Origin of the sequence: Comamonas sp. w2-DMI (genome assembly GCF_040187735.1) — a bacterium.
GTDB classification, from domain to species: Bacteria; Pseudomonadota; Gammaproteobacteria; order Burkholderiales; family Burkholderiaceae_C; genus Comamonas; species Comamonas terrae.
Window position 1 is genome coordinate 23,415 of record NZ_JBANEL010000019.1, and the last position, 25,228, is coordinate 48,642.

Below are 25,228 nucleotides of genomic sequence, written 5' to 3' on the forward strand. Positions count from 1 at the left end.
GCTGTAAACCCACTCACATACGCGGTTACCTCACAGACAAAACACTAGGACTTACGCAAACCAGCATGCATATCGCCGTCTTGCCCATGGGCAGATGCCTTGCTAGAACCTGATTGCGTAAGTCGTCACACTTTTGGAAAGAATTCAAAATGGCTATCGTAGAAGTCAAAGTTCCCCAGCTGTCCGAGTCCATCACGGAAGCCACCATGCTTACCTGGAAGAAGAAGGTGGGCGAGGCCGTGGCCGTCGATGAAATCCTCATCGAGATCGAAACCGACAAGGTCGTGCTCGAAGTGCCCGCTCCCTCGGCTGGCGTGATCACCGAAATCCTGCAGGGCGACGGCGCCACCGTGACGGCCGAGCAGGTGATCGCCAAGATCGACACCGAAGCCGTGGCCGGCGCCGCCGCACCCGCCGCTGCTCCCGCGGCTGCAGCATCGGCTCCTGCCGCAGCGCCCGCCGCTGCCGCTCCCGCCAGCGCCGACAAGAGCGGCGTGGCCATGCCTGCCGCCGCCAAGATCCTGGCCGACAACAACCTGTCCGCCGCCAATGTGGCCGGCACCGGCAAGGATGGTCGCGTGACCAAGGGCGATGCCCTGGCTGCCATCAAGGGTGGCGCTGCCATCCCCACCGGCGTGCCCACCAAGGCCCTGCCCCAGGTCGCCGCACCGGCCGCCAAGGAAGACCTGGGCGAGCGTCCCGAGCAGCGCGTGCCCATGACCCGCCTGCGCGCCCGCATCGCCGAGCGCCTGCTGCAGTCGCAAGCCACCAACGCCATCCTGACCACGTTCAACGAAGTGAACATGGCTCCCGTGATGGAAATGCGCAAGAAGTTCCAGGACCAGTTCGTCAAGGAGCACGGCGTGAAGCTGGGCTTCATGTCCTTCTTCGTCAAGGCCGCGGTGCATGCGCTGAAGAAGTTCCCCGCGGTGAATGCCTCCATCGACGGCAACGACATCGTCTACCACGGCTACTTCGACATCGGCATCGCCGTGAGCTCGCCGCGCGGCCTGGTGGTGCCCATCCTGCGCAACGCCGACCAGATGAGCTTTGCCGACATCGAGAAGAAGATTGCCGAGTTCGGCCAGAAGGCCAAGGAAGGCAAGCTGGGCATCGAAGAGATGACCGGCGGTACCTTCTCCATCTCCAACGGCGGCACCTTCGGTTCGATGATGTCCACCCCCATCATCAACCCGCCCCAGTCGGCCATCCTGGGCGTGCACGCCACCAAGGACCGCGCCGTGGTCGAGAACGGCCAGATCGTGATCCGTCCGATGAACTACCTGGCCATGTCCTATGACCACCGCATCATCGACGGCCGCGAAGCCGTGCTGAGCCTGGTGGCCATGAAGGACGCGCTGGAAGATCCTTCGCGCCTGCTGTTCGACCTGTAATCCGCCACGGGTCCCTCGCACGAAAACCCACCCAGGCCAGGCGCCCAGCGGTGGGTTTTTTCAAGCACCAAACACAAGAGATTTGAGCCATGAGCAAGCAATTTGACGTCATCGTGATCGGCGCCGGCCCCGGCGGCTACATCGCGGCCATCCGCGCGGCCCAGCTGGGCTTCAACGTCGCCTGTATCGACGAGTGGAAGAACGCTGCCGGCGGCGCCGCGCCCGGCGGTACATGCACCAACGTGGGCTGCATCCCCTCCAAGGCGCTGCTGCAGTCGTCCGAGCACTTCGAGCATGCCAACCTGCATTTTGCCGACCACGGCATCTCCACCGGCAAGGTCGAGATGGACGTAGCCAAGATGATCGCCCGCAAGGATGCCATCGTGAAGCAGAACAACGACGGCATCCTGTACCTGTTCAAGAAGAACAAGGTCACCTTCTTCCACGGCCGCGGCTCGTTCGTGAAGGCGGTTGAAGGCGGCTACGAGATCAAGGTGGCCGGCAAGGAAGAGGAAACCATCACCGGCAAGCAGATCGTGGTGGCCACAGGCTCCAATGCCCGCGCGCTGCCCGGCGTGCCCTTCGACGAGGAAAACGTGCTGTCCAACGACGGTGCGCTGCGCCTGGGCAAGACGCCCAAGAAGCTGGGCCTGATCGGCTCGGGCGTGATCGGCCTGGAAATGGGTTCGGTCTGGCGCCGTCTGGGCACGGAAGTGACCGTGCTCGAAGGCATGGACAAGTTCCTGCCCGCCGTGGACGAGCAGATCGCCAAGGAAGCCAAGAAGGCCTTCGACAAGCAGGGCCTGAAGATCGAGCTGGGCGTGAAGGTCGGCGAAGTCAAGGTCGGCAAGAAGGGCGTGTCCGTGGCCTACACCAACGCCAAGGGCGAAGCCCAGACGCTGGACGTGGACAAGCTGATCGTCTCCATCGGCCGCGTCCCCAACACCAATGGCCTGAACGCCGAAGCCGTGGGCCTGCAGCTCGACGAGCGCGGCTGCATCGTGGTCGACGACCTGTGCAAGACCAATCTGCCCGGCGTGTGGGCCGTGGGTGACGTGGTGCGCGGCCCCATGCTCGCGCACAAGGCCGAGGAGGAGGCCGTTGCCGTGGCCGAGCGTATCGCCGGCCAGCACGGCCATGTGAACTTCGGCACCATTCCCTGGGTGATCTACACCAGCCCTGAAATCGCCTGGGTGGGCCGTACCGAGCAGCAACTCAAGGAGCAGGGCGTCAAGTACAAGGCCGGCAGCTTCCCGTTCCTGGCCAACGGCCGCGCGCGCGCGCTGGGCGACACGACCGGCATGGTCAAGTTCCTGGCCGATGCCGAGACCGACGAGATCCTGGGCGTGCACATGGTGGGCCCGATGGTGTCCGAGCTGATTTCCGAAGCCGTGGTGGCCATGGAGTTCAAGGCATCGAGCGAAGACATCGCCCGCATCTGCCACGCACACCCCTCGCTGTCCGAATCCACCAAGGAAGCGGCCCTGGCCGTGGACAAGCGCACGCTCAATTTCTAAGAGCGTGGGCTCTGCCCGGACGACCCGGCTTGCGCACAGGCAATGACATGGCAATGAAGCGCCGGTGCGCAGGCTGAAGTGGTTCGGGTTTGGAGTGGAAATGGCTGCTAGTGCTTGATAGGCAAGCGTTAGCAGCTATTGTTTTTTGAGCGTCTGGATGGGAATGGAGACGGAGAGTGAACGTAAAACAGGCCTATGAGGCAGAACTGGCAGCCAAAGGCTTTCACAGCGACCCCGCGCAGCTGCGCGCCGTGGAGGCTCTGCAGCGTTGCGCCGACGACTGGGCGGCCTACAAGCAGCGCCGCTCCAATGCGCTCAAGAAGCTGATCAACCATCCCGACCTGCCCAAGGGCGTCTACATGTACGGCGGCGTGGGGCGCGGCAAGAGCTTTCTGATGGAGTGCTTCTTCAACGCCGTGCCGATCAAGCGCAAGGTGCGGCTGCACTTTCACGAATTCATGCGCGAGGTGCACCGCGAGATGCACCTGATGCAGGGCACGCAGAATCCGCTCGATGCACTGGGCGCCAAGATCGCCAAGAAGTACAAGCTCATCTGCTTCGACGAATTCCATGTGGCGGACATCACCGACGCGATGATCCTGTACAGGCTGCTCGAATCGCTGTTCGCCAACGGCGTGGGCTTTGTGACCACGTCCAACTTCCGGCCCGACGACCTGTATCCGGGCGGCCTGCACCGCGACCGCATCCTGCCCGCGATCGCGCTGCTCAACGAGCGCATGGAAGTCGTGAACGTGGACAACGGCACGGACTACCGCCGCCGCACGCTCGAGGATGCCAAGCTCTACCACTGCCCGCTGGGGCCCGAGGCCGATGCCGCCATGCAGGACACCTTCAACCGTCTGGCCGAGGCCCATGACGAAGAGCCCGTGGTGCAGATCGAGACGCGCAGGATCGCCGCCAGGCGCCGCGCCGGCGGCGTGGTCTGGTTCGATTTCCGCGAGCTGTGCGCGGGTCCGCGCTCCCAGAACGACTATCTGGAAATCGCCACGCAGTTCCACACCATCTTGCTGTCGGACGTACCGCAGCTGCATGTGAACATGGCCTCGGCCGCGCGGCGCTTCACGCTGCTGGTGGACGTGCTGTACGACCGCCATGTCAAGCTCATCATGTCCGCCGCCGTGCCGCCCGAGCAGATCTATACCGAGGGCCCGCTGGCCCACGAGTTTCCGCGCACGGTCTCGCGCCTCAACGAGATGCGCTCCAAGGAATACCTGCAGCTGGAGCGCCGCACCGTCGATACCAGCTTGACCTGAACTTTGCGGGGTGGATTGCGGCAGGCCGTAAGATGGCAGCCTGTCCATCGATCCGCCGGATCCAACCACGACTTGCGCAGGCCCGTTCCGGGAAGGCCGCTGCGGCCGGACCATGGCTTGCGCAAGCCCTGCCCCACATGCTGAAACTCAAGTTCCTACACGCCAGGCCGTTGCAGCTGGCGCTTTCCCTTTCGGTGCTGCTGGCCATGGCGGCCCACCAGCCTGCGGCACGGGCCGCCGAGCCGGCCACCGCCGCGCAGCGGGCGCAGCGCGACCAGCAGCGCGCGCAGGTCAAGGCGCAGCGCGAGGCCGAGCGTGCGGAAATCGCCCGGAAACGCGCCGTCATCGAAAGCCAGCAGATGGCGGCCGAAGCGCTTTGCTACAAGAAGTTCGCCGTGGAAGACTGCCTGCTGGAGGCCCGGCGCGAGGCGCGTGACAAGGATGCACCGCTGCGCGCGCGCGAACTCGAGATGAACGAGGCCGAGCGCCGTGAACGCGCGGCCGAGCGCCTGCAGCAGATCGAGGAGAAAAAGGCCAACAAGGCAGCTTCGCCGATGAAGGGCCAGCAGCGCGACAAGGCGCCGGGCGTCGCTACACCGGGCGCCGCCCCCGCGCCTTCGGGCAAGGGTCCCAAGCCGCCCGTGGACGAGCAGGCCATGCAGCAGCAGCGTGCGCAGGAGGCCCAGCAGCGCGCGGCCAAACAGGCCGACTATGTGCAGCGCCACCAGGCCGAACAGCAGCGGCGCCAGGCCGAAGCGGCGCAGCGCGAGCCTAAGGCGCGCGCAGACTACGAAGCCAAGCTCAAGGCCGCAGCCGAGCACAAGGCCAAGGCCCAGCAGGCGCTCAAGGAAAAAGGCCAGACGGCTGCGCCGCTGCCGCCGCCTGCGCCCTGAAAGCATCCCTGGGGCCGTACCAGCGCTGCTCCTTGAAAAGCAGCTGTTTGCGCAATACAGGCAATGATTTCAAATGAATAAAAGCCTGGAATCATGAACCGGCAAGCGCAGCAAGCTATTGTTTCAGGAGTGACGCAGGGCGTTCGGCCCGGTCAGGCCGAAGAGGCCTCGGGCAAGGCCGCAAACTTGAGCACGGCCAGCGACAGATTGTCGCCGCCGCCCGCGGCGCGGGCGCGCGCCTTGTCAATCAGAAAGGCTGTGGCTTCGCGGGGCGCCAGGCCGGCCAGCACCGTGCCCAGCTCCTGCGTGCTGAAGTAGTGCCAGATGCCATCGGTGCAGGCCATCAGCGCGTCCCCGGGCTGCAGCCGCTCGATCAGGTGATGGGTCAGCGTGGGCGGCTCCTGCGTGCCCAGGCAGCCCAGCAGGATGTTGGACTGCGGATGGTGGTGGGCCTGTTCCTCGGTCAGGGTTCCGCGGTCCACCAGCGCCTGCACATAGGAGTGGTCCTTGCTGCGGAAAATCAGTTGCTGGCCGTGGTAGTGGTACAGGCGCGAATCGCCGGAATGCAGGCAGTGGCAGCGCCCGCTGGGCAGCACCACAAAGGCTGCCAACGTGCTGTGAGGTTCCTGCTCGGTCGAAATGGCCGTGAGCCGGATCATCGTGTGGGCATCGTGCACAATGCTGCGCAGCAATTGCTCGCCGCTCTCCGTGGCGGGATCGAAGTGCTCGAACAGCTGCCGCGCCGTGAGCATGACCTGGTCGGAGGCCTTTCGCCCGCCGCTGCGCCCGCCCATGCCGTCGGCCACCACGCCCAGCACGCAACCCTGCACATGCGGATGCGGCATGAGCAGGACCTGGTCCTGCTGGTATTCCCTGTCGCCGCGGTGGATGCCGGTGGCGGCCTGGATGCGGTAGCTGGAAGACATGTGGGCAATGAAGGCGCGAAGGCGCCTGCCGGTGGCGAAGCTGCGTATTATCGGCCGCGCTGCCCGGCCTTGCGGCCAAGCCGCGCAAAACCCTGGTGGGACGTGAAGGCGGCAGGGGATGCGGCGGCGGGCTGGCGCTGCCGGGCCATGCAGAAAGTGACAAGGATTTGGATTCCCAGACAAACTCCCTGGCCCGCGCCGTGAGCGAGGCCTTTGCGCCGGGCGGAGTGCTTTCCCGGGCCGAGCCGGCCTACCGGCCGCGCGCCGGCCAGATCGCCATGGCCGAGGCCGTGGCCCAGGCCATAGAGGCGCGCCGCGTGCTTGTGGTCGAGGCCGGTACCGGTGTCGGCAAGACCTACGCCTATCTCGTGCCGGCCCTGCTCAGCGGCCAGCGCGTGCTGGTCTCCACGGCCACGCGGGCCCTGCAGGATCAGCTCTTTGCGCGCGACCTGCCGCGCTTGGTCCATGGGTTGGGCCTGCCGCTGTGCATGGCGCGGCTCAAGGGGCGCAGCGCCTACCTGTGCCTGGAGCGGCTCGATCAGGCCCGCCAGGGGCGCACGGCGCCGCAGGACCCCCAGGTGCTGCGCGGCGTGGCGGCGGTGGAACGCTGGGCGCGCACCACGCACACGGGCGATCTGGCCGAACTGCCCGCGCTGGACGAGCGCTCCCCCGTGGTGCCGCTGGTCACCTCCACCAAGGACAACTGCCTGGGCTCGGACTGCCCGCACTGGCAGGACTGCCATGTGAACCGGGCCCGCCGGCAGGCGCTGGAGGCCGATGTGGTGGTGATCAACCACCACCTGCTGTTCGCGGACCTGGATGTGCGCGAATCGGGCGTGGCGCAACTGCTGCCCAGCACCGGCGTGGTGGTCATCGACGAGGCGCACCAGCTCAACGACACCGGGGTGCAATTCGCGGGCGAGGCACTGACCAGCCAGCAGCTCATAGGCTATGCCCGCGATGTGCTGCGTACCACGCAGGCCCATGCACGCGGAATGGCCGACTGGCTGGTGCTGTGCGCCTCCGTGGAGCAGGCCGTGCGGGAGTTGCGCCTGCAGGTTGCCGGCACGGCGGCCGGCTCGCGCCTGGCCTGGCAGGGCGTGACGCCCCAGGGGCTGGATGCGCAGCGCTGGCGTGCGGCACTGGTGCGCCTGGGGCAGAGCCTGCGCGCGCTGCTGGCGCCCCTGGCCGCCATGGAGGCCATGGCCGCCGAACTGCAGCGCGTGCACGAGCGTGGCGCCGTGCTGCTGTCCCGGCTGGCGGCCTTTGCGGCCAGCGCCGAAGAGGACAGCGTGCGCTGGCTGGAAGTGGGATCACAGCACCTGCGCATGCTGGCCTCGCCCCTGAACATCTCCCGCATCATGCGCGAGCGTCTGCTGGGCCGCAGCCTGGAAGCCGGGGCTGCCCCGGAGGAGGGCGACGCCGGCGAGGCCGGACGGGCGGCTTGGATCTTCACCTCGGCCACGCTGGGCAGCGACGCGCAGCTGAGCTGGTTCACCGAGCCCTGCGGCCTGCGCGGCGCGCATGTGCTGCGCGTGGACAGCCCTTTCGACTATGCGAACCATGCGGCGCTGTATGTGCCGCAGCCGTTTGCGGCGCCCGGCTCGCCGGCCCATGGCCTGCAGGTGGCCCAGCTGGTGCGCGAGGCGGCCGAGCGCATCGGCGGGCGCACGCTGGTGCTCACCACCACGCTCAAGGCCCTGAACCTGATCGGCGAGCAGTTGCGCCAGTCCCTGGGCCTGTTCAGCAACCTGGAAGTGCTGATGCAGGGCCAGGCACCTAAGCTGGCGCTGATGGAGCGCTTCATGGCTGCCGGAGCGATGGCGCCGCATGGCAAGGACGCCGGTGCCGGCCGCGGCTGCATTCTCGTGGCTTCGGCCACGTTCTGGGAGGGAGTGGATCTGCCCGGCGATGTGCTGCAGCTGGTGGTGATCGACAAGCTGCCGTTTCCGCCGCCCGACGACCCGCTGGTGGAGGCGCGCGCGCGCAGGCTGGAAAGCGTGGGGCGGCACGCCTTCCACGATTACATGCTGCCCGAGGCGGCCATGGCGCTCAAGCAGGGGGCGGGCCGCCTGATCCGCAGCGAAACCGACCGCGGCGTGCTGGTGGTCTGCGATCCGCGCCTGCAGACCATGGGCTATGGCGCCGAGCTGATGGCGGCGCTGCCGCCCATGCGGTTGCTCGCCAGCAAGGCAGAATTCCACAATGCGCTGGAGGCCCTGGCGGCAACTCGCGGCCTGTAAGGCCGAAAAGGGCTTCCATCGAAGATGCCCCCTCTCCCGAAGAGAAGGGGTGCGAAGTGCCTCAGAGGCGGATTACCAAAGCTTCCACCAGGAGTCTTTCTTGTCCGAGCTCAGCGTGAGCTCGCTGTCCTTGCCGTAGGTGCTCTCCATGACGCGCTGGGCATCGTCACGCAGCTGGGTCATGTTCAGGGCGTCATAGGACTTGATCAGAATCACCATGGCATCGCGGATCGCGGGCACGCCCTGGTATTCCTTGATGGCGGTCTGCGAGCGCGCAATGGCGGCCACATAGGCGCCGCGGTCGTAGTAGTAGCGCGCCACGTGCACTTCGTACTTGGCCAGGGAGTTCACGATGTACTGCATGCGCAGGCGCGAATCCTCGGCGTACTTGGAGTCGGGAAAGCGCGTGACCACCTGGCGGAAGGACTCGAACGAATCCTTGGCGGCCTTCTGGTCGCGCTCGGACAGGTCCTGGCGCGACAGCCAGGCGAACATGCCCAGGTTGTCGTTGAAATTGACCAGACCCTTGAGGTACAGCGCGTAGTCCATGGCCGGGCTGGCCGGATGCAGCTTGATGAAACGGTCCAGCGTGGCCAGGGCCTGCACTTTTTCGCCGCCCTTGTACTGGGCATAGGCCTTCTCGAGCTGGGCCTGCTGGGCCAGCGGCGTGCCGGCCGCGCGGCCCTCGAGCTTCTCGAACAGCGGCACCGCCTTGTCGTAGGCGCCGGAGGAGGACTCGTCGCGCGCCTCGGTGTAGATGCGATCGGGTGTCCACTTGGCCGTGGGATCGTCCTTGGTGCTAGAGCAGCCGGCCAGCACGCTGGCAACCAACACGGCGGGGACAAGGGTCAGTGAAATACGACGCGGCATGATGGACAGTTTTCTAGCAATCATTGGCTGTAGGGGCGTGCAGGGCGGCCATGCCGCACGGCGCCCAAGGTGCGCACCGCGGCGCCGCGCCCGCGGCACCCCTGAAAAGGAATCAGGGCATTGTAATGGGCTGCCGCCGCAGCCTGCCGACTTCGTCCCGCAGGCTCCAGGGGTGAGGCAGGCTTTCTACAATAGCGCCCATGTTTGTCCATTTGCGCCTGCACACAGAATTTTCCGTCGTTGACGGAACCAACCGCATCAATGCCGTGGTCAAGGCGGCTGCAGAAGACGGGCAGGTGGCAATGGCCATCACCGACTTCAACAGCCTGTTCGGCGGCATCAAGTTCTACAAGGAAGGGCGGGCCAAGGGCGTCAAGCCCGTGCTGGGCGCCGAGATCGTCATGGAAGGCGAAAACGGTGCGCCGGCTTCGCGCATCATCGTGCTGGTCCAGAACACGCTCGGCTACCGCAACCTCTCCGAACTGCTGGCGCGCGGCTGGACGCGCGGCGTGGTGCGCGACCAAGCTCAGCACAAATGGGAATGGCTGCAGGAACTGGGCGAGGGCCTGATCGTGCTTTCGGGCGCCCAGGCCGGCCCCGTGGGCCAGGCGCTAATGCGCGGCGACGAGGCCGGCGCCGCAGCCATCGCGCAGCGCATGGCCAGCATGTTTCCCCACCGCTTCTTCCTGGAGCTGCAGCGCGCGGGCCGTGCGGACGACGAGGCGCATGTCGCCGCCTGCGTGAGGCTGGCCCACCGGCTCAACCTGCCGGTGGTGGCCACGCATCCCATCCAGTTCTTCGGGCCCGACGACTACGAGGCCCATGAGGCGCGCGTCTGCATTGCCGAAGGCGAGATCCTGGGCAATGCCAAGCGCGTGCGCCGCTTCACGCGCGAGCAGTACTTCAAGACGGCGCAGCAGATGCAGGAGCTGTTCGCCGACATTCCCAGCGCGATTGCGAACACCGTGGAGATCGCGCGCCGCTGCAGTCTGACCCTGGTGCTGGGCAAGCCGCAACTGCCCAGGTTTCCCGTGCCCGAGGGCATGACGGAGGAGGAGTTCTTCCGCCAGGAGTCCTATGAGGGCCTGGACGAGCGCCTGCGCCATCTGTACCCGGACCCGGCCAGGCGGGAAGCCGAGCGGCCGCGCTACGTGGAGCGCCTGGAGTTCGAGCTGAACACCATTTTGAAGATGGGTTTCCCGGGCTACTTCCTCATCGTGGGCGACTTCATCAAGTGGGCCAAGCAAAACGGCTGCCCCGTCGGGCCGGGCCGCGGCTCGGGCGCCGGCTCGCTGGTGGCCTATGTGCTCAAGATCACGGACCTGGACCCGCTCGAATACAACCTGCTGTTCGAACGTTTCCTGAACCCCGAGCGCGTGTCAATGCCCGACTTCGACGTGGACTTCTGCCAGGCCAACCGCGACCGCGTGATCGATTACGTGAAGGAGCGCTATGGCCGCGATGCCGTGAGCCAGATCGCCACCTTCGGCACCATGGCCGCACGCGCCGCCATCCGCGACGTGGGCCGCGTCATGGACATGAGCTATACCTTCTGCGACAGCATCTCCAAGCTCATTCCCAACAAGCCGGGCCTGCACGTCACGCTCAAGTACCCGCCGAACCCGAAGAAGGAAGGCGACAAGTACACCTATGCCATCGAGGCCGAGCCGCTGCTGGCCGAGCGCATCGAGAAGGAAGAGGACGTCAAGACCGTCATCGAGATGGCGCAGAAGCTCGAAGGCATGACGCGCAACATCGGCATGCACGCGGGCGGCGTGGTGATCGCCCCTGGCAGGCTGGCCGACTTCTGCCCGCTGTACCAGCAGCCGGGCAGCGACTCGGCGGTGGCCATGTACGACAAGGACGACGTGGAGGCCGTGGGCCTGGTGAAGTTCGACTTTCTGGGCCTGGCCACGCTGACCATCCTGGAGATCGCGCGCGAATTCATCATGAAGCGCCACAAGGGCCAGGAGAATTTCGCGTTCGAGAACATTCCGCTGGACGACTACGCGACCTACAAGCTGTTCTCCGACGGCAAGACCGAGGCCGTGTTCCAGTTCGAATCGCGCGGCATGCAGCAGATGCTCAAGGAGGCCAAGCCTTCGCGCCTGGAGGACCTGATCGCCCTGAACGCCCTGTACCGCCCGGGCCCCATGGACCTGATTCCCAGCTTCATCGAGCGCAAGCACGGGCGCGAGGTGGTCGAGTACCCGCATCCCCTGGTGGAGAAGGTGCTGGCAGAGACCTACGGCATCATGGTCTACCAGGAGCAGGTGATGCAGACGGCCCAGGTGCTGGGCGGCTACTCGCTCGGCGGCGCCGACCTGCTGCGCCGCGCCATGGGCAAGAAGAAGGTCGAGGAAATGGTCATGCACCGCGGAATCTTCCGCGAGGGGGCGGCCAAGAACGGCATCGACGAGGCCAAGGCCGACGAAGTGTTCGACCTGATGGAGAAGTTCGCGGGCTACGGCTTCAACAAGTCGCACGCGGCCGCCTATTCGCTGCTGGCCTACCACACGGCCTGGCTCAAGGTGCACTACACGGCCGAGTTCTACTGCGGCAACATGACCGTGGAAATGGACAACACCGACAAGCTGCGCGTGCTCTACGAGGACGCGCTGCGGATGGGCATGAGCTTCGAGCTGCCGGACGTGAACCGCGGGGTCTACCGTTTCGAGCCCGTGACCGACAAGGTCATCCGCTACGGCCTGGGTGCGATCAAGGGCACGGGCCAGGCGGCCATCGAGGCCATCGTGGCGGCCCGCAACGGCGAGGGCACGGGCCCCCATGGCGGCGAGAAGGGGCCGTTCAAGAGCCTGTTCGACTTCTGCCTGCGCGTGGACCGCAGCCGCCTGAACAAGCGCACGCTGGAGGCGCTGATCAAGGCCGGCGCCTTTGATTCCCTGGACATGAACCGCGCCTCGCTGGTGGCGTCCATCGACACGGCCTTCGAATTCGCCAACACCTCGATCGCCAATGCCAACCAGGGCGGCCTGTTCGACATGATGGGCGACGATGCGCTGGGCTCCAGCACGGCCGAGCCGCCTCTGACCGAAGCGCTGCCCTGGGGCGTGAAGGAGCGGCTGACCCAGGAAAAGACGGCCGTGGGCTTTTACCTCACGGGCCACCTGTTCGACGAGGTGGAGGCGGAAGTGCGCCGCTTCGTGCGCACGCCGATCGCCGAAATGCGCGACAGCCGCGAGCCCCAGACCATGGCCGGCATCATCAGCGAGTTCCGCACCATCAACGGCCAGCGCGGCCGCCTGGCCATCTTCAAGATCGACGACAAGTCGGGCGTGATCGAGGCTTCGGCAGACGAGAAGGTGCTCAATGCCTGCAAGGACCTGCTCAAGGACGACGAGTTCGTGGTGGTCACCGGCAAGTTGCAGCCCGACCACTTCAGCGGCGGGCTGCGCATGAAGGTGCAGCAGATGTGGAGCCTGGCCGATGCGCGCTGCCGCTTCGCGCGCTATCTGCAGGTCGACGTGGGCGAGCAGATGCCGGACGTGCCCGGCCTGCTGCGCCAGTTTCCGGCGCGGGTGGAGGAGACCGAGCACGGTGCGCTCACGCACGGGCTCAAGGTGCGCCTGGGCCTGGTCTGCAGCGACGAGCGCGGCTCGGCCGCCTGCGAGCTGGCGCTGGGCGAAGGCAGCCGCTTCTATCCCAGCGATGCGGCCCTGGCTGCCTGGTATGCCCAGGCCGGCTCTGCCCAGGTCAAGGTGGTTTACGAATGAGGCGCGGGGCGGTAGCCCTGTTTCGCCTCAAGACGCGCATCGCGGCGCATGCCTTTTTGTATCCAGAGGTACTGGGTCCGGCCTGCGTTGTCCATCATGGTAAAAAATGTAGCAGCTGACGCAAGTGGGGCCTGGGTTTGTGTACAAAAAACCATTGAATGCCCCGTGCCTGCAAGCGAGGCCTTGAAATCCCTAACAATGCTATGCATATGCCAGCGCAAAAACAGCGTCTTGGCTCGCTAGAATGGATTTCATGGCAACCCAACCTCCATCCGTCCCGCCCGTATCGCCTTCGGTCAAGAACACGCCCGATGAAGGCGGAGCCTTGGTGCTGGAACGCCGCAGGCAGCGTACCGAGCCGCCGCGCATGTACCAGGTCGTGATCCTCAACGACGACTTCACGCCCATGGAGTTTGTGATCGTGGTATTGCAGGAATTCTTCGGCAAGGACCGCGAGACGGCCACCCAGATCATGCTCAAGATCCATCTGAACGGCCGCGGCGTCTGCGGCGTGTATTCCCGCGACGTGGCGGCCACCAAGGTCGAGCAGGTGCTCCAGGCAGCCCAGAAGGCAGGCCATCCGCTGCAGGCCACATCCGAGCCTGTTGAATAACTGCCGGACGACCTCAATTAAGGTTCAGTCAATCATTCCAAGCAAGCGTAAAGGAGTCGCAAATGATCGCTCAAGAACTGGAAGTCAGCTTGCACATGGCGTTCGTCGAGGCGCGTCAACAGCGCCACGAATTCATCACCGTGGAGCATTTGCTGTTGGCGCTGCTGGACAATCCCAGCGCGGCAGAGGTGCTGCGTGCCTGCTCTGCCAATATTGATGACCTGCGCTCGTCGCTGTCCAACTTCATCAAGGACAACACGCCCCAGGTCGACGGAACCGACGAGGTCGATACCCAACCCACGCTGGGCTTCCAGCGGGTGATCCAGCGCGCCATCATGCACGTGCAGTCCACGGGCAATGGCAAGAAGGAGGTGACGGGCGCCAACGTGCTCGTGGCCATCTTCGGCGAAAAGGACTCCCATGCCGTGTACTACCTGCACCAGCAGGGCGTGACGCGCCTGGACGTGGTCAACTACATCGCCCACGGCATCAAGAAGGGCGAGCCGCCCGAGCCTGCCAAGTCCGAAGCGCCTTCGGATGCGGAAGAGGGTGCCGGCGGCGAGCGCAACGAGAAGGCCTCGCCGCTGGAGCAGTTCACGCTCAATCTCAACCAGGCGGCCAAGGACGGCAAGATCGATCCGCTGATCGGGCGCGACTACGAGGTCGAGCGCACCATCCAGATCCTGTGCCGCCGCCGCAAGAACAACCCGCTGCTGGTGGGCGAGGCCGGCGTGGGCAAGACGGCGATTGCCGAAGGCCTGGCCTGGCGCATCACCGAAGGCACGGTGCCCGAGGTGCTCAAGGAGGCCGTGGTCTATTCGCTGGACATGGGCGCGTTGCTGGCGGGCACCAAGTACCGCGGCGATTTCGAGCAGCGCTTGAAGGGCGTGCTCAAGTCGCTCAAGGACAAGCCCCAGGCCATCCTGTTCATCGACGAGATCCACACCCTGATCGGCGCCGGCGCGGCCTCGGGCGGCACGCTGGATGCCTCCAACCTGCTCAAGCCCGCGCTGTCCAGCGGCCAGCTGCGCTGCATCGGTGCGACCACGTTCACGGAATACCGCGGCATCTTCGAGAAGGACGCAGCGCTGTCCCGCCGCTTCCAGAAGGTGGATGTGGTGGAGCCCACGGTGCCGGAGACCATCGACATCCTCAAGGGCCTGAAGTCGCGCTTCGAGGAGCACCACAGCGTCAAGTACGCTGCGGAAGCCCTGCAGGCGGCCGCCGAACTGTCGGCCAAGTACATCAACGACCGCCATCTGCCCGACAAGGCCATCGACGTGATCGACGAGGCCGGTGCCGCGCAGCGCATCGTGCCGACCGAGCAGCGCAAGGAGACCATCGGCAAGGCCGAAATCGAGGCCATCGTGGCAAAGATTGCGCGCATTCCGCCTGCCAATGTGTCCAACGACGACCGCAGCAAGCTGCAGACGCTGGAGCGTGACCTCAAGAGCGTGGTCTTCGGCCAGGACAAGGCGCTGGAAGTGCTGGCAGGGGCCGTCAAGATGTCGCGCTCGGGCCTGGGCAAGGTGGACAAGCCGATCGGCTCCTTCCTGTTCAGCGGCCCCACGGGCGTGGGCAAGACCGAGGCTGCCAAGCAGCTGGCCTACATCCTGGGCATCGACCTGATCCGCTTCGACATGTCCGAGTACATGGAGCGCCATGCGGTCAGCCGCCTGATCGGCGCGCCCCCGGGCTATGTCGGATTCGATCAGGGCGGCCTGCTGACCGAGGCCATCACGAAGAAGCCGCATTCGGTGCTGCTGCTCGACGAAATCGAGAAGGCGCATCCGGACATCTTCAACGTGCTGCTGCAGGTCATGGACCATGGCACCCTGACCGACAACAACGGGCGCAAGGCCGACTTCCGCAACGTGATCATCATCATGACCACGAATGCGGGCGCTGAGACCATGAACAAGGCCACCATCGGCTTCATGAATCCGCGTGAAGCCGGCGACGAGATGGCCGACATCAAGCGCCTGTTCACGCCGGAGTTCCGCAACCGCCTGGACGCGATCGTGAGCTTCAAGCCGCTGGACGAGCAGATCATTCTGCGCGTGGTGGACAAGTTCCTGCTGCAGCTGGAGCAGCAACTGGCCGAGAAGAAGGTGGAAGTCACCTTCACCGACGGCCTGCGCAAGCACCTGGCCAAGAAGGGCTTCGATCCGCTCATGGGCGCCCGCCCCATGCAGCGCCTGATCCAGGACACCATCCGCCGCTCGCTGGCCGACGAGCTGCTGTTCGGCCGGCTGGTCAATGGCGGCCGCCTGGAGGTCGATTGGGACGAAGCTGCGGCCGAGGGCAAGGGCGAGGTCAAGCTCGTCATTACCGAGCTGCCCAAGGACACGCCCAAGGCCGAACCCGCAGTTGCCGAATAAGCAGCGGCGTTGAAAACAAAAAAGCCGACAGTTTCGATACTGTCGGCTTTTTTGTTGGTGGCCGGTTGCTTGTCTGCGAACGCTATGGTGCTTTGGGACGGACTGCGCGTGCGACGAGATTCATCAGGCCCACTACAATGCCCTTGCTCAAGGGCAAGGCCGCGAAGGCCAGAAAGAAGATGTGGTTGGCCAGCCAGATGGGCTGAGTGCGCAGATGGCGCAAAGCAGCACCGGCGTGGCCGCCTGTTATGGCAAAGGCCACGCCAGCGATGAGCAGTGCCAGCAGCAAGGCGATGGCAATCCTGGCGGCAGGGGACGAGCGCCCGAAGGCGCGCGATGACGGGCCGATGAGGCAGCAGCCAAACAGCAGGGCGCACAGGAATGGGGCGAGGTCCACGGCCTCGCCCCAGAGCAGCCATGGTAAGGCGATGACATAGGACAGGATCAAAATGACCAGACCGGTCTTGCTCAGGAGCGGCGCTGCGGGGCGAGGGTGCTTGTCCTGGACGGAGGGCATGGAATATTTTGCAAGACGAGCGGGCCGAGTGGGCTGGCTACTTGATCTGCCGCTTTTCCAGCTTGCGCGCCAATGTCCTGCGGTGCATGCCCAGACGCCGCGCGGCCTCGGAGATATTGAAATCGGTCTCGGCCAGGGTTTCGTGGATATGTTCCCACTCCAGGGTCTTGATCGAGGTGGTCTGGCGGCTCACCTCCACGTCCGTGCGGCCTTCCACGCGGCTGAACGCGGCCTCGATGTCGTCGGTGTTCGATGGCTTGGCCAGGTAGTGGCAGGCGCCCAGCTTGACGGCTTCCACGGCCGTGGCAATGCTGGCATAGCCGGTGAGCACGACGATGAGCGCTTCGGGATTGTGCTGATGCAGCATCTGCACGCAGTTCAGGCCCGAGGCATTGCCGGCCAGCTTCAGGTCCATGACCGCGTATTGCGGGCCCTGGGCGGGGCCGTAGTCGGCCAGCAGCTCCTGCACTTCCTCGGCGCTGACGGCGTGCAGCACGCGGTAGCCGCGCCGCTCGAAGGAGCGCCGCAGCGTGCGGGCAAAGGCCGCATCGTCTTCCACAAGCAGCAGTAATCGTTGGCGTTCTTCCATGCGATGCGAAAAGAAAATGCGTTGACAGGCTGTCCTCAGATGGCGATGGCCGAGCGAGGAATGCATACCTGCACCTGGGCACCGCCGCCCGCATGGGAGGGCAGGTTCAGCGCTTGGACGCTGCCGCCCAGTGCACGCACCACGTTCATGACCAGGAACATCCCGAGGCCGCGGCCCGGGCGCTCCTGCTTGGTCGATACGTGGCGCTGGCCCAGCTGCTGCAGCACGGCAACATCGAAGCCGGGGCCGCGATCCTGCACCTGCAGCAGCACCTGGCGGTCGTCGGAGGCGATGGACAGCTCCACCCAGCCGGGAGATGCTTCCAGCGCATTGTCCAGCAAATTGCAAAGCATTTGCTGCAGCGCGGTATCCGAGAGCATGGCGAAGTCCGTCACGCCCCGGTCGCGCAGTGCGAAATGGTCCACATGGTGGTGCATCTGCCAGTGGCTGACCACGTCGCGGATGAAAGTCTGGAACGTGGTGCTTTCCGTGCTTTCGGCTCGGGCTTCGCCTGCCGACAGCAGCACACCGGAGACGATGGACTTGCAGCGCAGCAGCTGCTGCTGCATCTCCTGCAGGTCTTCCTGCAGGTCCCGGTCCTGCATCAGCGCCGGCATATGCTGCCAGTCGCCCAGGATCACCGACATGGTGGCCAGCGGCGTGCCCAGCTCGTGCGCGGCGCCGGTGGCCAGCAGACCCATGCGCACGATGTGCTCCTCCTCGCTGGCGCGCTGGCGCATGTCGGCAATGCGTGCATCGCGCCGGCGCAGGTTGCCTACGATGCGGGTGAGAAACACGATGGTCAGGGTGCTGGTCAGAAGCAGGCTGATGAGCACGCCGATCACGTAAAGCCGCGACAGCCCCTCGGCGCTCTCGAACGACACCTGCAGGGGCTGGTGCAGAAAGCCCAGGCCCAGTGCACCAATGGCCGTTGCAGCAGCCACGCACCAGGCGTAAAAGGGCTGCAGCAGCACGGCACCCAGGATGGCCTGCAGCAGATACAGGTAGATGAAAGGGTTGCTGGCGCCGCCGCTCAGGTACAGCTGGATGGTCAGCGCCAGCACGTCGGCCAGCAGCGCATAGGCCAGGCTGCTGGCATTGACGGTGCGCGGCCCCTGGCTCCAGTAGATATAGGCGAGATTGGTGGCCACCAGGGCCACGAGGACCAGCGCCATGGGCAGAAGGGGAAGGGCAATGCCCAGGCCGTAGTGCACCAGGGAGATGGTGACCACCTGCCCCACGACGGCGATCCAGCGCAGCTGGATCAGCAGCTGCATGTTCTGGCGCTCGGTCAGGCGCTCGACCCGGAACAGGGAATCGGAAGTTTTGTTCACGGCGGCCATTTTCCACGAGGAGAAGGCAGCCTGCGGGCCGGAAGCCTTGGCGTTCTGGTGTAGATGCCAGCACAGTCCCCGTTTCGGGATCGGCATGAGTTCCTCACTGCCCCATGCATCGCCTCTTTCGCGTGGGACACCAGGCAAGGGCCTGGGCAGCTCGCCGTTCCGCAGCGAAGGCGTCGGCGCCCTCCCGAAGAAGGAGGGCAAGCCCCGTAGCTCAGGGAGTGCGCCGTACGAACCAGGCTGCCACCAGCACCATGGCGGCAAGGCCGTACCAGGTCAGCGCATAGACCAGGTGGCTGTTGTGGAACTGGATCACCGTCATGCCCGAACGCAGTATGCCCGCCTGTTCGGCGGCGGGCCTGGCCTCGCCGTAGGCAGGATTGCCGGCAGGCAGGCCCTGGTCGATGAAATAGGGCGCCGCATGGGCCAGGCCCTGGCTTCGGGCAATGGCTGCCACATCGCGCGAGAACCACTGCTGCGTGGCGGCATCGTTGTGGCGCAGAAAACCGCCGCCGGGCTCGCTCATGCGCATCAGGCCGATCACCGTGACAGGCACTGCCGAAGGGCTGGCTTCGGCAATCTGCTTGAGCCATTCGGCGCGCATTTTCTCGGGCGTGAAGCCGCGATTGACGAGGATCTGCGTGCCGTCGGCCTGCTGCAGCGGGGTGAGGAGCCAGAAACCGGCGCCGTCCTCGGTCAGTGCCTTGGTCAGCACACTCTGTTTTTCCAGCCATACGCCCTGCGCCTTGACCGGCAGGTATTCGTAGCCGGCCGCGTCGATCCGTGGCCACTGGTCCGGAGTTGGCACGGCCACGGGAGCCGCGTGCACGCGCTGCTCTACGCGCGCGATCAGGTCCAGTTTCCAGGCGCGGCGCTGCACCTGCCAGGTACCCAGGGCCGTGAAGCCCAAAAACAAGGCGATGCCCACGCAAATGAGCATCGCCTTGGCGAGGGGGGAGCGCCGGCGGGCGGCGCTCCGGTCTTTGGCTGTCCCGGTCAAGGTGTGACGGTGGCAGGCGACGATGCGGCGGGGGCCGCGGGCATCACATGCTCGGGCATCATGTTGGTGTTCATGTGGTACATGACCCACAGCGTGCCCGCGATGCCGATGGCCACGAAGACCACGGTGAAGATGGTGGACAGCATGGTCCAGCCGCCCTGGATCTTGCCGTTCATGTGCAGAAAGTAGACCATGTGGACCACGATCTGCACCACGGCGAACAGGCCCAGCACGGCCACGGCGGTGGGCCGGTCCTGGATCACGTTGCCCATCACCAGCCAGAAGGGGATGGCGGTCAGGATCACGGCCAGGATGAAGCCCTTGACATAGTCGCCCTTGGAAACATGCAGATCGTCATGATCGTGGTGGACGTCATGGTCGGCGTGAATATCGTGTGCGCTCATTTACAGCACCCCCATCAGGTACACAAAGGTGAACACGCCGATCCAGACCACGTCCAGGAAGTGCCAGAACATGGACAGGCAGTTGATGCGGCGCACATTGGCTTCGATCAGGCCGTGCTTGCTGATCTGGATCATCAGCGTGACCAGCCAGATCAGGCCGAAGGTCACGTGCAGGCCGTGCGTGCCCACCAGCGTGAAGAAGGAAGACAGGAAGGCGCTGCGCGTGGGGCCGGCGCCTTCGTGGATCAGGTGGTGGAACTCATAGAGTTCCACGGCCAGGAAGGCCAGGCCGAACAGGCCGGTGATGGCCAGCCAGGTCAGCGTGCCCTTCACGTTCTTCTGCTGCTTTTGCAGCATGGCAAAGCCGAAGGTGATCGACGACAGCAGCAGGAAGGCCGTGTTGACGGCCACCAGGCTCAGGTCGAACAGCTCCTTGCCGTTGGGGCCTGCCGCATAGTTGCGGCCCAGCACGCCGTAGGTGGCGAACAGGGCGGCAAAGATCAGGCAGTCGCTCATCAGGTAGAGCCAGAAGCCCAGCGAGGTGCCGTTTTCCGGATGCGGCTCATGGGCGAGGTGGTACTCGCGCGGAGCCAGGGCGGCCGCGCCGCCTGCGTTGATATGCGTATTAGACATGGGCTGCTGCAAGCTGCTTGGTGCGGGCTTCTTCCGTGGCGGCCACTTCGGCTGCGGGGATGTAGAAGTCACGCTTGTAGTTGAACGTATGGATGATCGAGGCCAGCACGGTGGCGGCGAACGAGGCCGCGGCCAGAGGCCACATGTGCCAGATCATCGCAAAGCCGAACACGGTGGACAGGCCGGCGATCACGATGCCGGCGCCGGTGTTGGCAGGCATGTGGATGGGCTCGAAGCCTGCCAGCCTGCGCTGGTAGCCATGCTTTTTCATGTCGGCCCAGGCGTCGATCTCGTGCACCACGGGGGTGAAGGCGAAGTTGTACTGGGGGGGGAGGCGAGGAAGTGGCCCACTCCAGCGTACGGCCGCCCCAGGGGTCGCCGGTCTCGTCGCGCAGCTCGTCGCGCTTCATGATGGAAACGGCCAGCTGGATGAAGAAGCAGGCAATGCCCAGTGCGATCAGCGCGGCACCGAAGGCGGCCACGATGAAGTAGATCTGCAGCGAGGGGTCCTCGAAGTGGTTGGCACGGCGCGTCACGCCCATCAGGCCCAGGATGTACAGGGGCGTGAAGGCGACCCAGAAGCCGACCAGCCAGAACCAGAACGATGCCTTGCCCCAGAACTCGACCAGGCGGAAGCCGAAGGCCTTGGGGAACCAGTAGTTGATGGCCGCGAACACGGCAAACACCACGCCGCCGATGATCACGTTGTGGAAGTGGGCGATCAGGAACAGCGAGTTGTGCAGCACGAAGTCTGCGGGAGGCACGGCCAGCAGCACGCCGGTCATGCCGCCGATGGCGAACGTGCACATGAAGCCCACGGTCCACAGCATGGGCACCGAGAAGCGGATGCGGCCACGGTACATGGTGAAAAGCCAGTTGAAGATCTTGGCGCCCGTCGGGATCGAGATGATCATCGTCGTGATGCCGAAGAAGGTGTTCACGCTGGCGCCGGAGCCCATGGTGAAGAAGTGGTGCAGCCACACCAGGTAGGACAGGATGGTGATACACACCGTCGCATACACCATGGAGGTGTAGCCGAACAGGCGCTTGCGGCTGAAGGTGGCCACGACTTCGGAGAACACGCCGAAGGCGGGCAGCACCAGGATGTAGACCTCGGGGTGGCCCCAGATCCAGATCAGGTTCACGTACAGCATGGGGTTGCCGCCCAGGTCGTTCGTGAAGAAGTTCGTGCCGATATAGCGGTCCAGCGACATCAGCACCAGGGCTGCGGTCAGCATGGGGAAGGAGGCGACGATCAGCGCGTTGGTGCACAGCGAAGTCCAGACGAAGACGGGCATCTTCATCAGGTTCATGCCGGGCGCGCGCATCTTGATGATGGTCACGATCAGGTTGATGCCCGATAGCGTCGTGCCGACGCCTGCGACCTGCAGGCCCCATATGTAGTAGTCAAGACCCACGCCCGGATTCTGGTGGCCCAGGTTGGACAGGGCCAGCCAGCCGGAAGTGGAGAATTCGCCCAGGAACAGGGACAGCATCACCAGCACGGCGCCGCCGGCCGTCATCCAGAAGCTGAAATTGTTCAGGAACGGGAAGGACACGTCGCGTGCGCCGATCTGCAGCGGCACCAGATAGTTCATCAGGCCGGTCACGAAAGGCATGGCCACGAAGAAGATCATGATCACGCCGTGGGCGGTGAAGATCTGGTCGTAGTGGTGCGGGGGCAGGTAGCCCATGTTCTCGCCGAAGGCCATGGATTGCTGCAGGCGCATCATCACCGCGTCGGCAAAGCCGCGCAGCAGCATCACCAGGCCGAGGATCATGTACATGATGCCGATCTTCTTGTGGTCGATCGAGCAGATCCAGTCCTTCCAGAGCGGGCCCCAGAGGCGGAATTTGGTGATCGCGGCCAGCACGACGAGGCCGCCGAGCACCACGGCGATAAAGGTCCACAGCACGATGGGCTCATGCGCCATGGGAATCTGGTCCCAGGTGATGCGGCCCAGCAGCCAGTGGGCCGGGGAGTTTGTTTCAGACATGTTCGGTCTCTTGTGTCTTCATGGCGCGGAGGGCGCAGCCTAAGCAGCAGTCCGCAGCCGTTGATTGCTTATTGCTGTGCGACAGCTCCTGGGGTTGCGCGCTGGTCCAGCAGGGCCACCACACGGTCGGCATTGCGCACCGTGCACACGTCCTGCGGCAGGTTCAGTCCGGCACTCTTCAGATAGGCTTCGCCGCCAGCGGCATCGATGGCCATCATGTGGTGCATGCACATCTTGCCGTCCTCGACGCAGCGGTTGAGGATCTTGTTGTACAGGCCTTCATCCACGGCAGAGAAACGCTCCACGGGGTTGCGTTCGCTGGGCTTGGCCAGTGCCAGATAAGCATCGCGCGTCAGGGGCTTGCCATCGGTCTTGGCCTTGGCAACCCACTGCGCAAACTCTTCGTTGCTCACGCCGTGGAACTTGAAGGTCATGCCCGCAAAGCCCGCGCCGCTGTAGTGCGAAGCCAGGCCGTTGTAGACGCCGGGCTTGTTGATGACGGCGTTCAGCTCGGTCTGCATGCCGGGCATCGCATAGATCATGCCGGCCAGGTCAGGCACGTAGAACGCATTCATGGTGTTGGTCGAGGTCAGCTTGAAGCGGATGGGGCGATCCACCGGGGCTGCGAGTTCGTTCACCGTGGCGATGCCCTGCTCGGGGTAGAAGAACAGCCATTTCCAGTCCATGGCCACGACTTCCACTTCCAGGGGCTTGACATCGGCCGTCAGCGCCTTGCTGGCGGAGATGCGGTCCAGGGGGCGATAGGGGTCGAGCTTGTGGGTGCTGATCCAGGTCAGCGCGCCCAGGGCGATGATGATCAGCAGGGGAACCGTCCAGATCACCAGTTCCAGTGCCGTCGAGTGGTGCCACTCGGGGTCGTAGTGCGCTTCGGTGTTCGACTGGCGGTATTTCCAGGCGAACAGCAGCGTCAGGAAGATCACTGGAATGATGATGATGAGCATCAGCAGCGTGGCTGTGATCACCAACTGGCCTTGCTGGGCGGCAATGTCGCCAGCAGGATTGAGCACGACGGCTTTGCTGCAACCAGCGAGACTGGCTGCCAAAGCTGCCGCGATGAGCCACGCAGGCCCACGGGTTTCCTTGAGTTTTAACATGCTATAGGCGTGACGAAGGCGCGTTTAGGTGTAAACGCGGATTACTGGATCTGGTCAAATGTAATACGAAGTTTGCATTTGTCGATTGGACATTTTGTCCAAGGTCAAAGGGTATGGGTTGACATTTCCCGGGGCAATCCCCATGCCCCGCCGCCATGCTCTCCTCCGTGCCGCGACCTGTTTCCATCTGTTGTCGACCCTTGCCATCCCTGGGCGGGCCGTCGTTCTTCAAAAGTCGTGCGCCGGGGGGCAGCCGCTGACAGTGTTCAGGGTGAAACCGCTATTGCAGGCTTCATGTCTTGCGCGTAGAACGGATGGCGTCAGCTGAGAAAGTGGCAGACACAGAAACCTGTAGGTGTCGAGAGACAGCAAGTAAGACAAGGAGTTGCGTTCATATGAGTAGCCTCAATCCGTCCGTTGGTCTTACTCCCCAAGACTATGTGAATTCCGAAACCCTGGCCCTGGCAGATACGCATGAAGAAGCGACCCCCGGCGAAATCGCCGTGGGGGTGATCATCGGCCGTTCGTCCGAATACTTCGACTTTTTCGTGTTCGGCATTGCCTGCGTGCTGGTGTTCCCGTCCGTGCTGTTCCCCTTCCTGTCCAAGCTCGACGGCACGCTGGCCGCATTCGCCATCTTTGCGCTGGCCTTCATCGCGCGCCCCATCGGCACGGCGATTTCCATGGCCGTGCAGCGCCACTGGGGGCGGGCGACCAAGCTGACTTTGGCCCTGTTCCTGCTGGGCAGCTGCACCGTGGGCATGGCCTTCTTGCCCACCTATCAGAGTGTGGGCGTCAATGCCATCGTGGCCATGGCCATTTTGCGCATAGGCCAGGGCCTTGCGCTCGGCGGCTCCTGGGACGGGCTGCCGTCGCTGCTGGCCATGTCGGCACCGAAGAACCGCCGCGGCTGGTATTCCATGATCGGCCAGTTGGGTGCGCCGCTGGGCTTCGTGATCGCGGCCAGCCTGTTTGCCTATCTGTACGGCAATCTGACGGCCGACGAATTCCTGACCTGGGGCTGGCGCTATCCGTTCTGCGTGGCGTTTGCGATCAACGTCGTGGCGCTGTTCGCGCGCCTGCGTCTGGTGGTCGGCCAGTCCTATACGGAGATGCTGCAGGAGCGCGAACTCGAGCCCATCAGCGTGACCAGCCTGATGCGCGACGAGGGCCGCAACGTGATGCTGGGCGCATTTGCCGCACTGGCCAGCTTTGCGCTGTTCCATCTGGTGACGGTGTTCCCGCTGTCTTGGATTTCGATGTTCTCCGATCAGGCCGTGACGGAAGTGCTGATCGTCCAGATCATCGGCGCGTTCTGCGCGGCCATTGCCATTGTGGTGTCCGGCTGGCTGGCCGACCGCGTGGGGCGTCGCAACACGCTGGGCACCATGGCCTGCCTGATCGGCATCTTCAGCTTCCTCGCGCCCTGGCTGCTGGGTAGCGGCACGGCCGGGAACAATGTGTTCATCATCGTGGGCTTCATTCTGCTCGGCCTGTCCTATGGTCAGTCCTCGGGCACGGTGACGTCCAACTTTTCCTCGCATTACCGCTACACGGGCGCCGCGCTGTCCGCCGACATGGCCTGGCTCATCGGTGCGGCATTCGCCCCGCTGGTCGCCCTGGGGGTTTCCGCACGCTTCGGCCTCGTGGCCCTGGGTGCCTACCTGCTGTCCGGCGCGCTGTGCACGCTGGCGGCCCTGGGCATCAACCGCGCGGTGGAGGCGCGCGACCAGTGAGAGGGCACCTTGCCTGAAGAAAAAAGCCGGGCTCGCCCCGGCTTTTTTCATG

Annotated in this window: 18 protein-coding genes and 1 pseudogene; 9 read left to right on the forward strand and 10 right to left on the reverse strand. The window is 64.7% G+C overall.

Features of this window, described 5'->3' with window-relative positions; genetic code table 11:
• The first annotated feature begins 149 nt into the window (after positions 1–149).
• From odhB to V8Z74_RS18365, 4 genes are all read left to right on the forward strand, one after another.
• Positions 150–1,394, forward strand: a complete 1,245-nt coding sequence (gene odhB / locus V8Z74_RS18350; protein WP_066480744.1) for a 2-oxoglutarate dehydrogenase complex dihydrolipoyllysine-residue succinyltransferase — start codon at positions 150–152, stop codon at positions 1,392–1,394.
• A gap of 89 nt (positions 1,395–1,483) precedes the next feature.
• Positions 1,484–2,911, forward strand: a complete 1,428-nt coding sequence (gene lpdA / locus V8Z74_RS18355; RefSeq protein WP_066480742.1) for a dihydrolipoyl dehydrogenase — start codon at positions 1,484–1,486, stop codon at positions 2,909–2,911.
• Between the two features lie 176 nt (positions 2,912–3,087).
• Positions 3,088–4,185 carry a cell division protein ZapE gene (zapE, locus tag V8Z74_RS18360; RefSeq protein WP_349710545.1) on the forward strand — a complete coding sequence of 366 codons (1,098 nt, stop codon included), beginning with the start codon at positions 3,088–3,090 and terminating at the stop codon, positions 4,183–4,185.
• 137 nt (positions 4,186–4,322) lie between these two features.
• Positions 4,323–5,078 (forward strand): hypothetical protein, encoded by a 756-nt coding sequence (locus tag V8Z74_RS18365; protein WP_349710546.1) that lies wholly within the window; start codon positions 4,323–4,325, stop codon positions 5,076–5,078.
• Positions 5,079–5,230: 152 nt separating this feature from the next.
• Here V8Z74_RS18365 and V8Z74_RS18370 read toward each other — a convergent pair whose 3' ends face one another.
• On the reverse strand, positions 5,231–6,004 hold the full coding sequence (locus V8Z74_RS18370) for a PP2C family protein-serine/threonine phosphatase (protein ID WP_349710548.1): 774 nt from the start codon (positions 6,002–6,004) through the stop codon (positions 5,231–5,233).
• Positions 6,005–6,171: 167 nt separating this feature from the next.
• Here V8Z74_RS18370 and yoaA point away from each other — a divergent pair, with 167 nt between their 5' ends.
• Positions 6,172–8,247, forward strand: a complete 2,076-nt coding sequence (gene yoaA / locus V8Z74_RS18375) for a DNA repair helicase YoaA (RefSeq protein WP_349710549.1) — start codon at positions 6,172–6,174, stop codon at positions 8,245–8,247.
• Positions 8,248–8,319: 72 nt separating this feature from the next.
• Here the strand turns inward: yoaA and V8Z74_RS18380 are convergent, their stop codons facing one another.
• Positions 8,320–9,141 carry an outer membrane protein assembly factor BamD gene (locus V8Z74_RS18380; RefSeq protein WP_066480733.1) on the reverse strand — a complete coding sequence of 274 codons (822 nt, stop codon included), beginning with the start codon at positions 9,139–9,141 and terminating at the stop codon, positions 8,320–8,322.
• A 176-nt stretch (positions 9,142–9,317) separates the two neighbouring features.
• Here V8Z74_RS18380 and dnaE point away from each other — a divergent pair, with 176 nt between their 5' ends.
• The 3 genes from dnaE (at position 9,318) to clpA (ending at position 15,845) form a co-directional block, all read left to right on the forward strand.
• Complete coding sequence (gene dnaE / locus V8Z74_RS18385) at positions 9,318–12,851, forward strand: DNA polymerase III subunit alpha (protein WP_349710551.1); 3,534 nt, start codon at positions 9,318–9,320, stop codon at positions 12,849–12,851.
• A gap of 244 nt (positions 12,852–13,095) precedes the next feature.
• Positions 13,096–13,464 carry an ATP-dependent Clp protease adapter ClpS gene (gene clpS / locus V8Z74_RS18390; RefSeq protein WP_066480729.1) on the forward strand — a complete coding sequence of 123 codons (369 nt, stop codon included), beginning with the start codon at positions 13,096–13,098 and terminating at the stop codon, positions 13,462–13,464.
• A 62-nt stretch (positions 13,465–13,526) separates the two neighbouring features.
• Positions 13,527–15,845 carry an ATP-dependent Clp protease ATP-binding subunit ClpA gene (gene clpA / locus V8Z74_RS18395; protein WP_066480727.1) on the forward strand — a complete coding sequence of 773 codons (2,319 nt, stop codon included), beginning with the start codon at positions 13,527–13,529 and terminating at the stop codon, positions 15,843–15,845.
• Between the two features lie 82 nt (positions 15,846–15,927).
• On the opposite strand, the gene V8Z74_RS18400 is transcribed toward clpA, so the two are convergent.
• The 8 genes and pseudogenes from V8Z74_RS18400 to cyoA form a co-directional block, all read right to left on the reverse strand.
• Complete coding sequence (locus V8Z74_RS18400) at positions 15,928–16,362, reverse strand: polymerase (protein WP_349710552.1); 435 nt, start codon at positions 16,360–16,362, stop codon at positions 15,928–15,930.
• A 37-nt stretch (positions 16,363–16,399) separates the two neighbouring features.
• The gene (locus tag V8Z74_RS18405) at positions 16,400–16,951 is read right to left on the reverse strand and encodes a response regulator transcription factor (RefSeq protein ID WP_066480725.1); all 552 of its coding nucleotides are present in this window, start codon (positions 16,949–16,951) and stop codon (positions 16,400–16,402) included.
• Positions 16,952–16,986: 35 nt separating this feature from the next.
• A complete protein-coding gene (locus V8Z74_RS18410; RefSeq protein WP_349710553.1) occupies positions 16,987–18,381 on the reverse strand; it encodes an ATP-binding protein in 1,395 nt (464 codons plus the stop codon).
• A gap of 124 nt (positions 18,382–18,505) precedes the next feature.
• The gene (locus V8Z74_RS18415) at positions 18,506–19,231 is read right to left on the reverse strand and encodes an SURF1 family protein (RefSeq protein ID WP_349710555.1); all 726 of its coding nucleotides are present in this window, start codon (positions 19,229–19,231) and stop codon (positions 18,506–18,508) included.
• A gap of 56 nt (positions 19,232–19,287) precedes the next feature.
• Complete coding sequence (gene cyoD / locus V8Z74_RS18420; protein WP_349710556.1) at positions 19,288–19,695, reverse strand: cytochrome o ubiquinol oxidase subunit IV; 408 nt, start codon at positions 19,693–19,695, stop codon at positions 19,288–19,290.
• Positions 19,696–20,328: a cytochrome o ubiquinol oxidase subunit III gene (gene cyoC, locus V8Z74_RS18425; RefSeq protein WP_066480720.1), complete on the reverse strand. Its 633-nt coding sequence runs from the start codon at positions 20,326–20,328 to the stop codon at positions 19,696–19,698.
• Positions 20,321–22,325: pseudogene (cyoB, locus tag V8Z74_RS18430) on the reverse strand (cytochrome o ubiquinol oxidase subunit I). The gene cyoC and the pseudogene cyoB overlap by 8 nt, the downstream one beginning before the upstream one ends.
• Before the next feature lie 68 nt (positions 22,326–22,393).
• Entirely contained in the window at positions 22,394–23,440 is a 1,047-nt protein-coding gene (gene cyoA / locus V8Z74_RS18435) for a ubiquinol oxidase subunit II (protein WP_066480714.1), read from the reverse strand.
• Between the two features lie 395 nt (positions 23,441–23,835).
• Between cyoA and V8Z74_RS18440 the strand changes: the two genes are divergently transcribed.
• Positions 23,836–25,176 (forward strand): MFS transporter, encoded by a 1,341-nt coding sequence (locus V8Z74_RS18440; RefSeq protein ID WP_349710557.1) that lies wholly within the window; start codon positions 23,836–23,838, stop codon positions 25,174–25,176.
• The last annotated feature ends 52 nt before the right edge of the window (positions 25,177–25,228 follow it).

Coding starts and splice junctions, on each gene's coding strand:
- V8Z74_RS18410 (WP_349710553.1), bottom strand. CDS start 18,381: ATGCCGATCCCGAAACGGGGACTGTGCTGGCATCTACACCAGAACGCC.
- V8Z74_RS18365 (WP_349710546.1), top strand. CDS start 4,323: ATGCTGAAACTCAAGTTCCTACACGCCAGGCCGTTGCAGCTGGCGCTT.
- odhB (WP_066480744.1), top strand. CDS start 150: ATGGCTATCGTAGAAGTCAAAGTTCCCCAGCTGTCCGAGTCCATCACG.
- V8Z74_RS18405 (WP_066480725.1), bottom strand. CDS start 16,951: ATGGAAGAACGCCAACGATTACTGCTGCTTGTGGAAGACGATGCGGCC.
- clpA (WP_066480727.1), top strand. CDS start 13,527: ATGATCGCTCAAGAACTGGAAGTCAGCTTGCACATGGCGTTCGTCGAG.
- V8Z74_RS18400 (WP_349710552.1), bottom strand. CDS start 16,362: ATGCCCTCCGTCCAGGACAAGCACCCTCGCCCCGCAGCGCCGCTCCTG.
- cyoD (WP_349710556.1), bottom strand. CDS start 19,695: ATGAGCGCACACGATATTCACGCCGACCATGACGTCCACCACGATCAT.
- V8Z74_RS18380 (WP_066480733.1), bottom strand. CDS start 9,141: ATGATTGCTAGAAAACTGTCCATCATGCCGCGTCGTATTTCACTGACC.
- cyoC (WP_066480720.1), bottom strand. CDS start 20,328: ATGTCTAATACGCATATCAACGCAGGCGGCGCGGCCGCCCTGGCTCCG.
- dnaE (WP_349710551.1), top strand. CDS start 9,318: ATGTTTGTCCATTTGCGCCTGCACACAGAATTTTCCGTCGTTGACGGA.
- clpS (WP_066480729.1), top strand. CDS start 13,096: ATGGATTTCATGGCAACCCAACCTCCATCCGTCCCGCCCGTATCGCCT.
- V8Z74_RS18370 (WP_349710548.1), bottom strand. CDS start 6,004: ATGTCTTCCAGCTACCGCATCCAGGCCGCCACCGGCATCCACCGCGGC.
- V8Z74_RS18440 (WP_349710557.1), top strand. CDS start 23,836: ATGAGTAGCCTCAATCCGTCCGTTGGTCTTACTCCCCAAGACTATGTG.
- cyoA (WP_066480714.1), bottom strand. CDS start 23,440: ATGTTAAAACTCAAGGAAACCCGTGGGCCTGCGTGGCTCATCGCGGCA.
- lpdA (WP_066480742.1), top strand. CDS start 1,484: ATGAGCAAGCAATTTGACGTCATCGTGATCGGCGCCGGCCCCGGCGGC.
- V8Z74_RS18415 (WP_349710555.1), bottom strand. CDS start 19,231: ATGCTCATTTGCGTGGGCATCGCCTTGTTTTTGGGCTTCACGGCCCTG.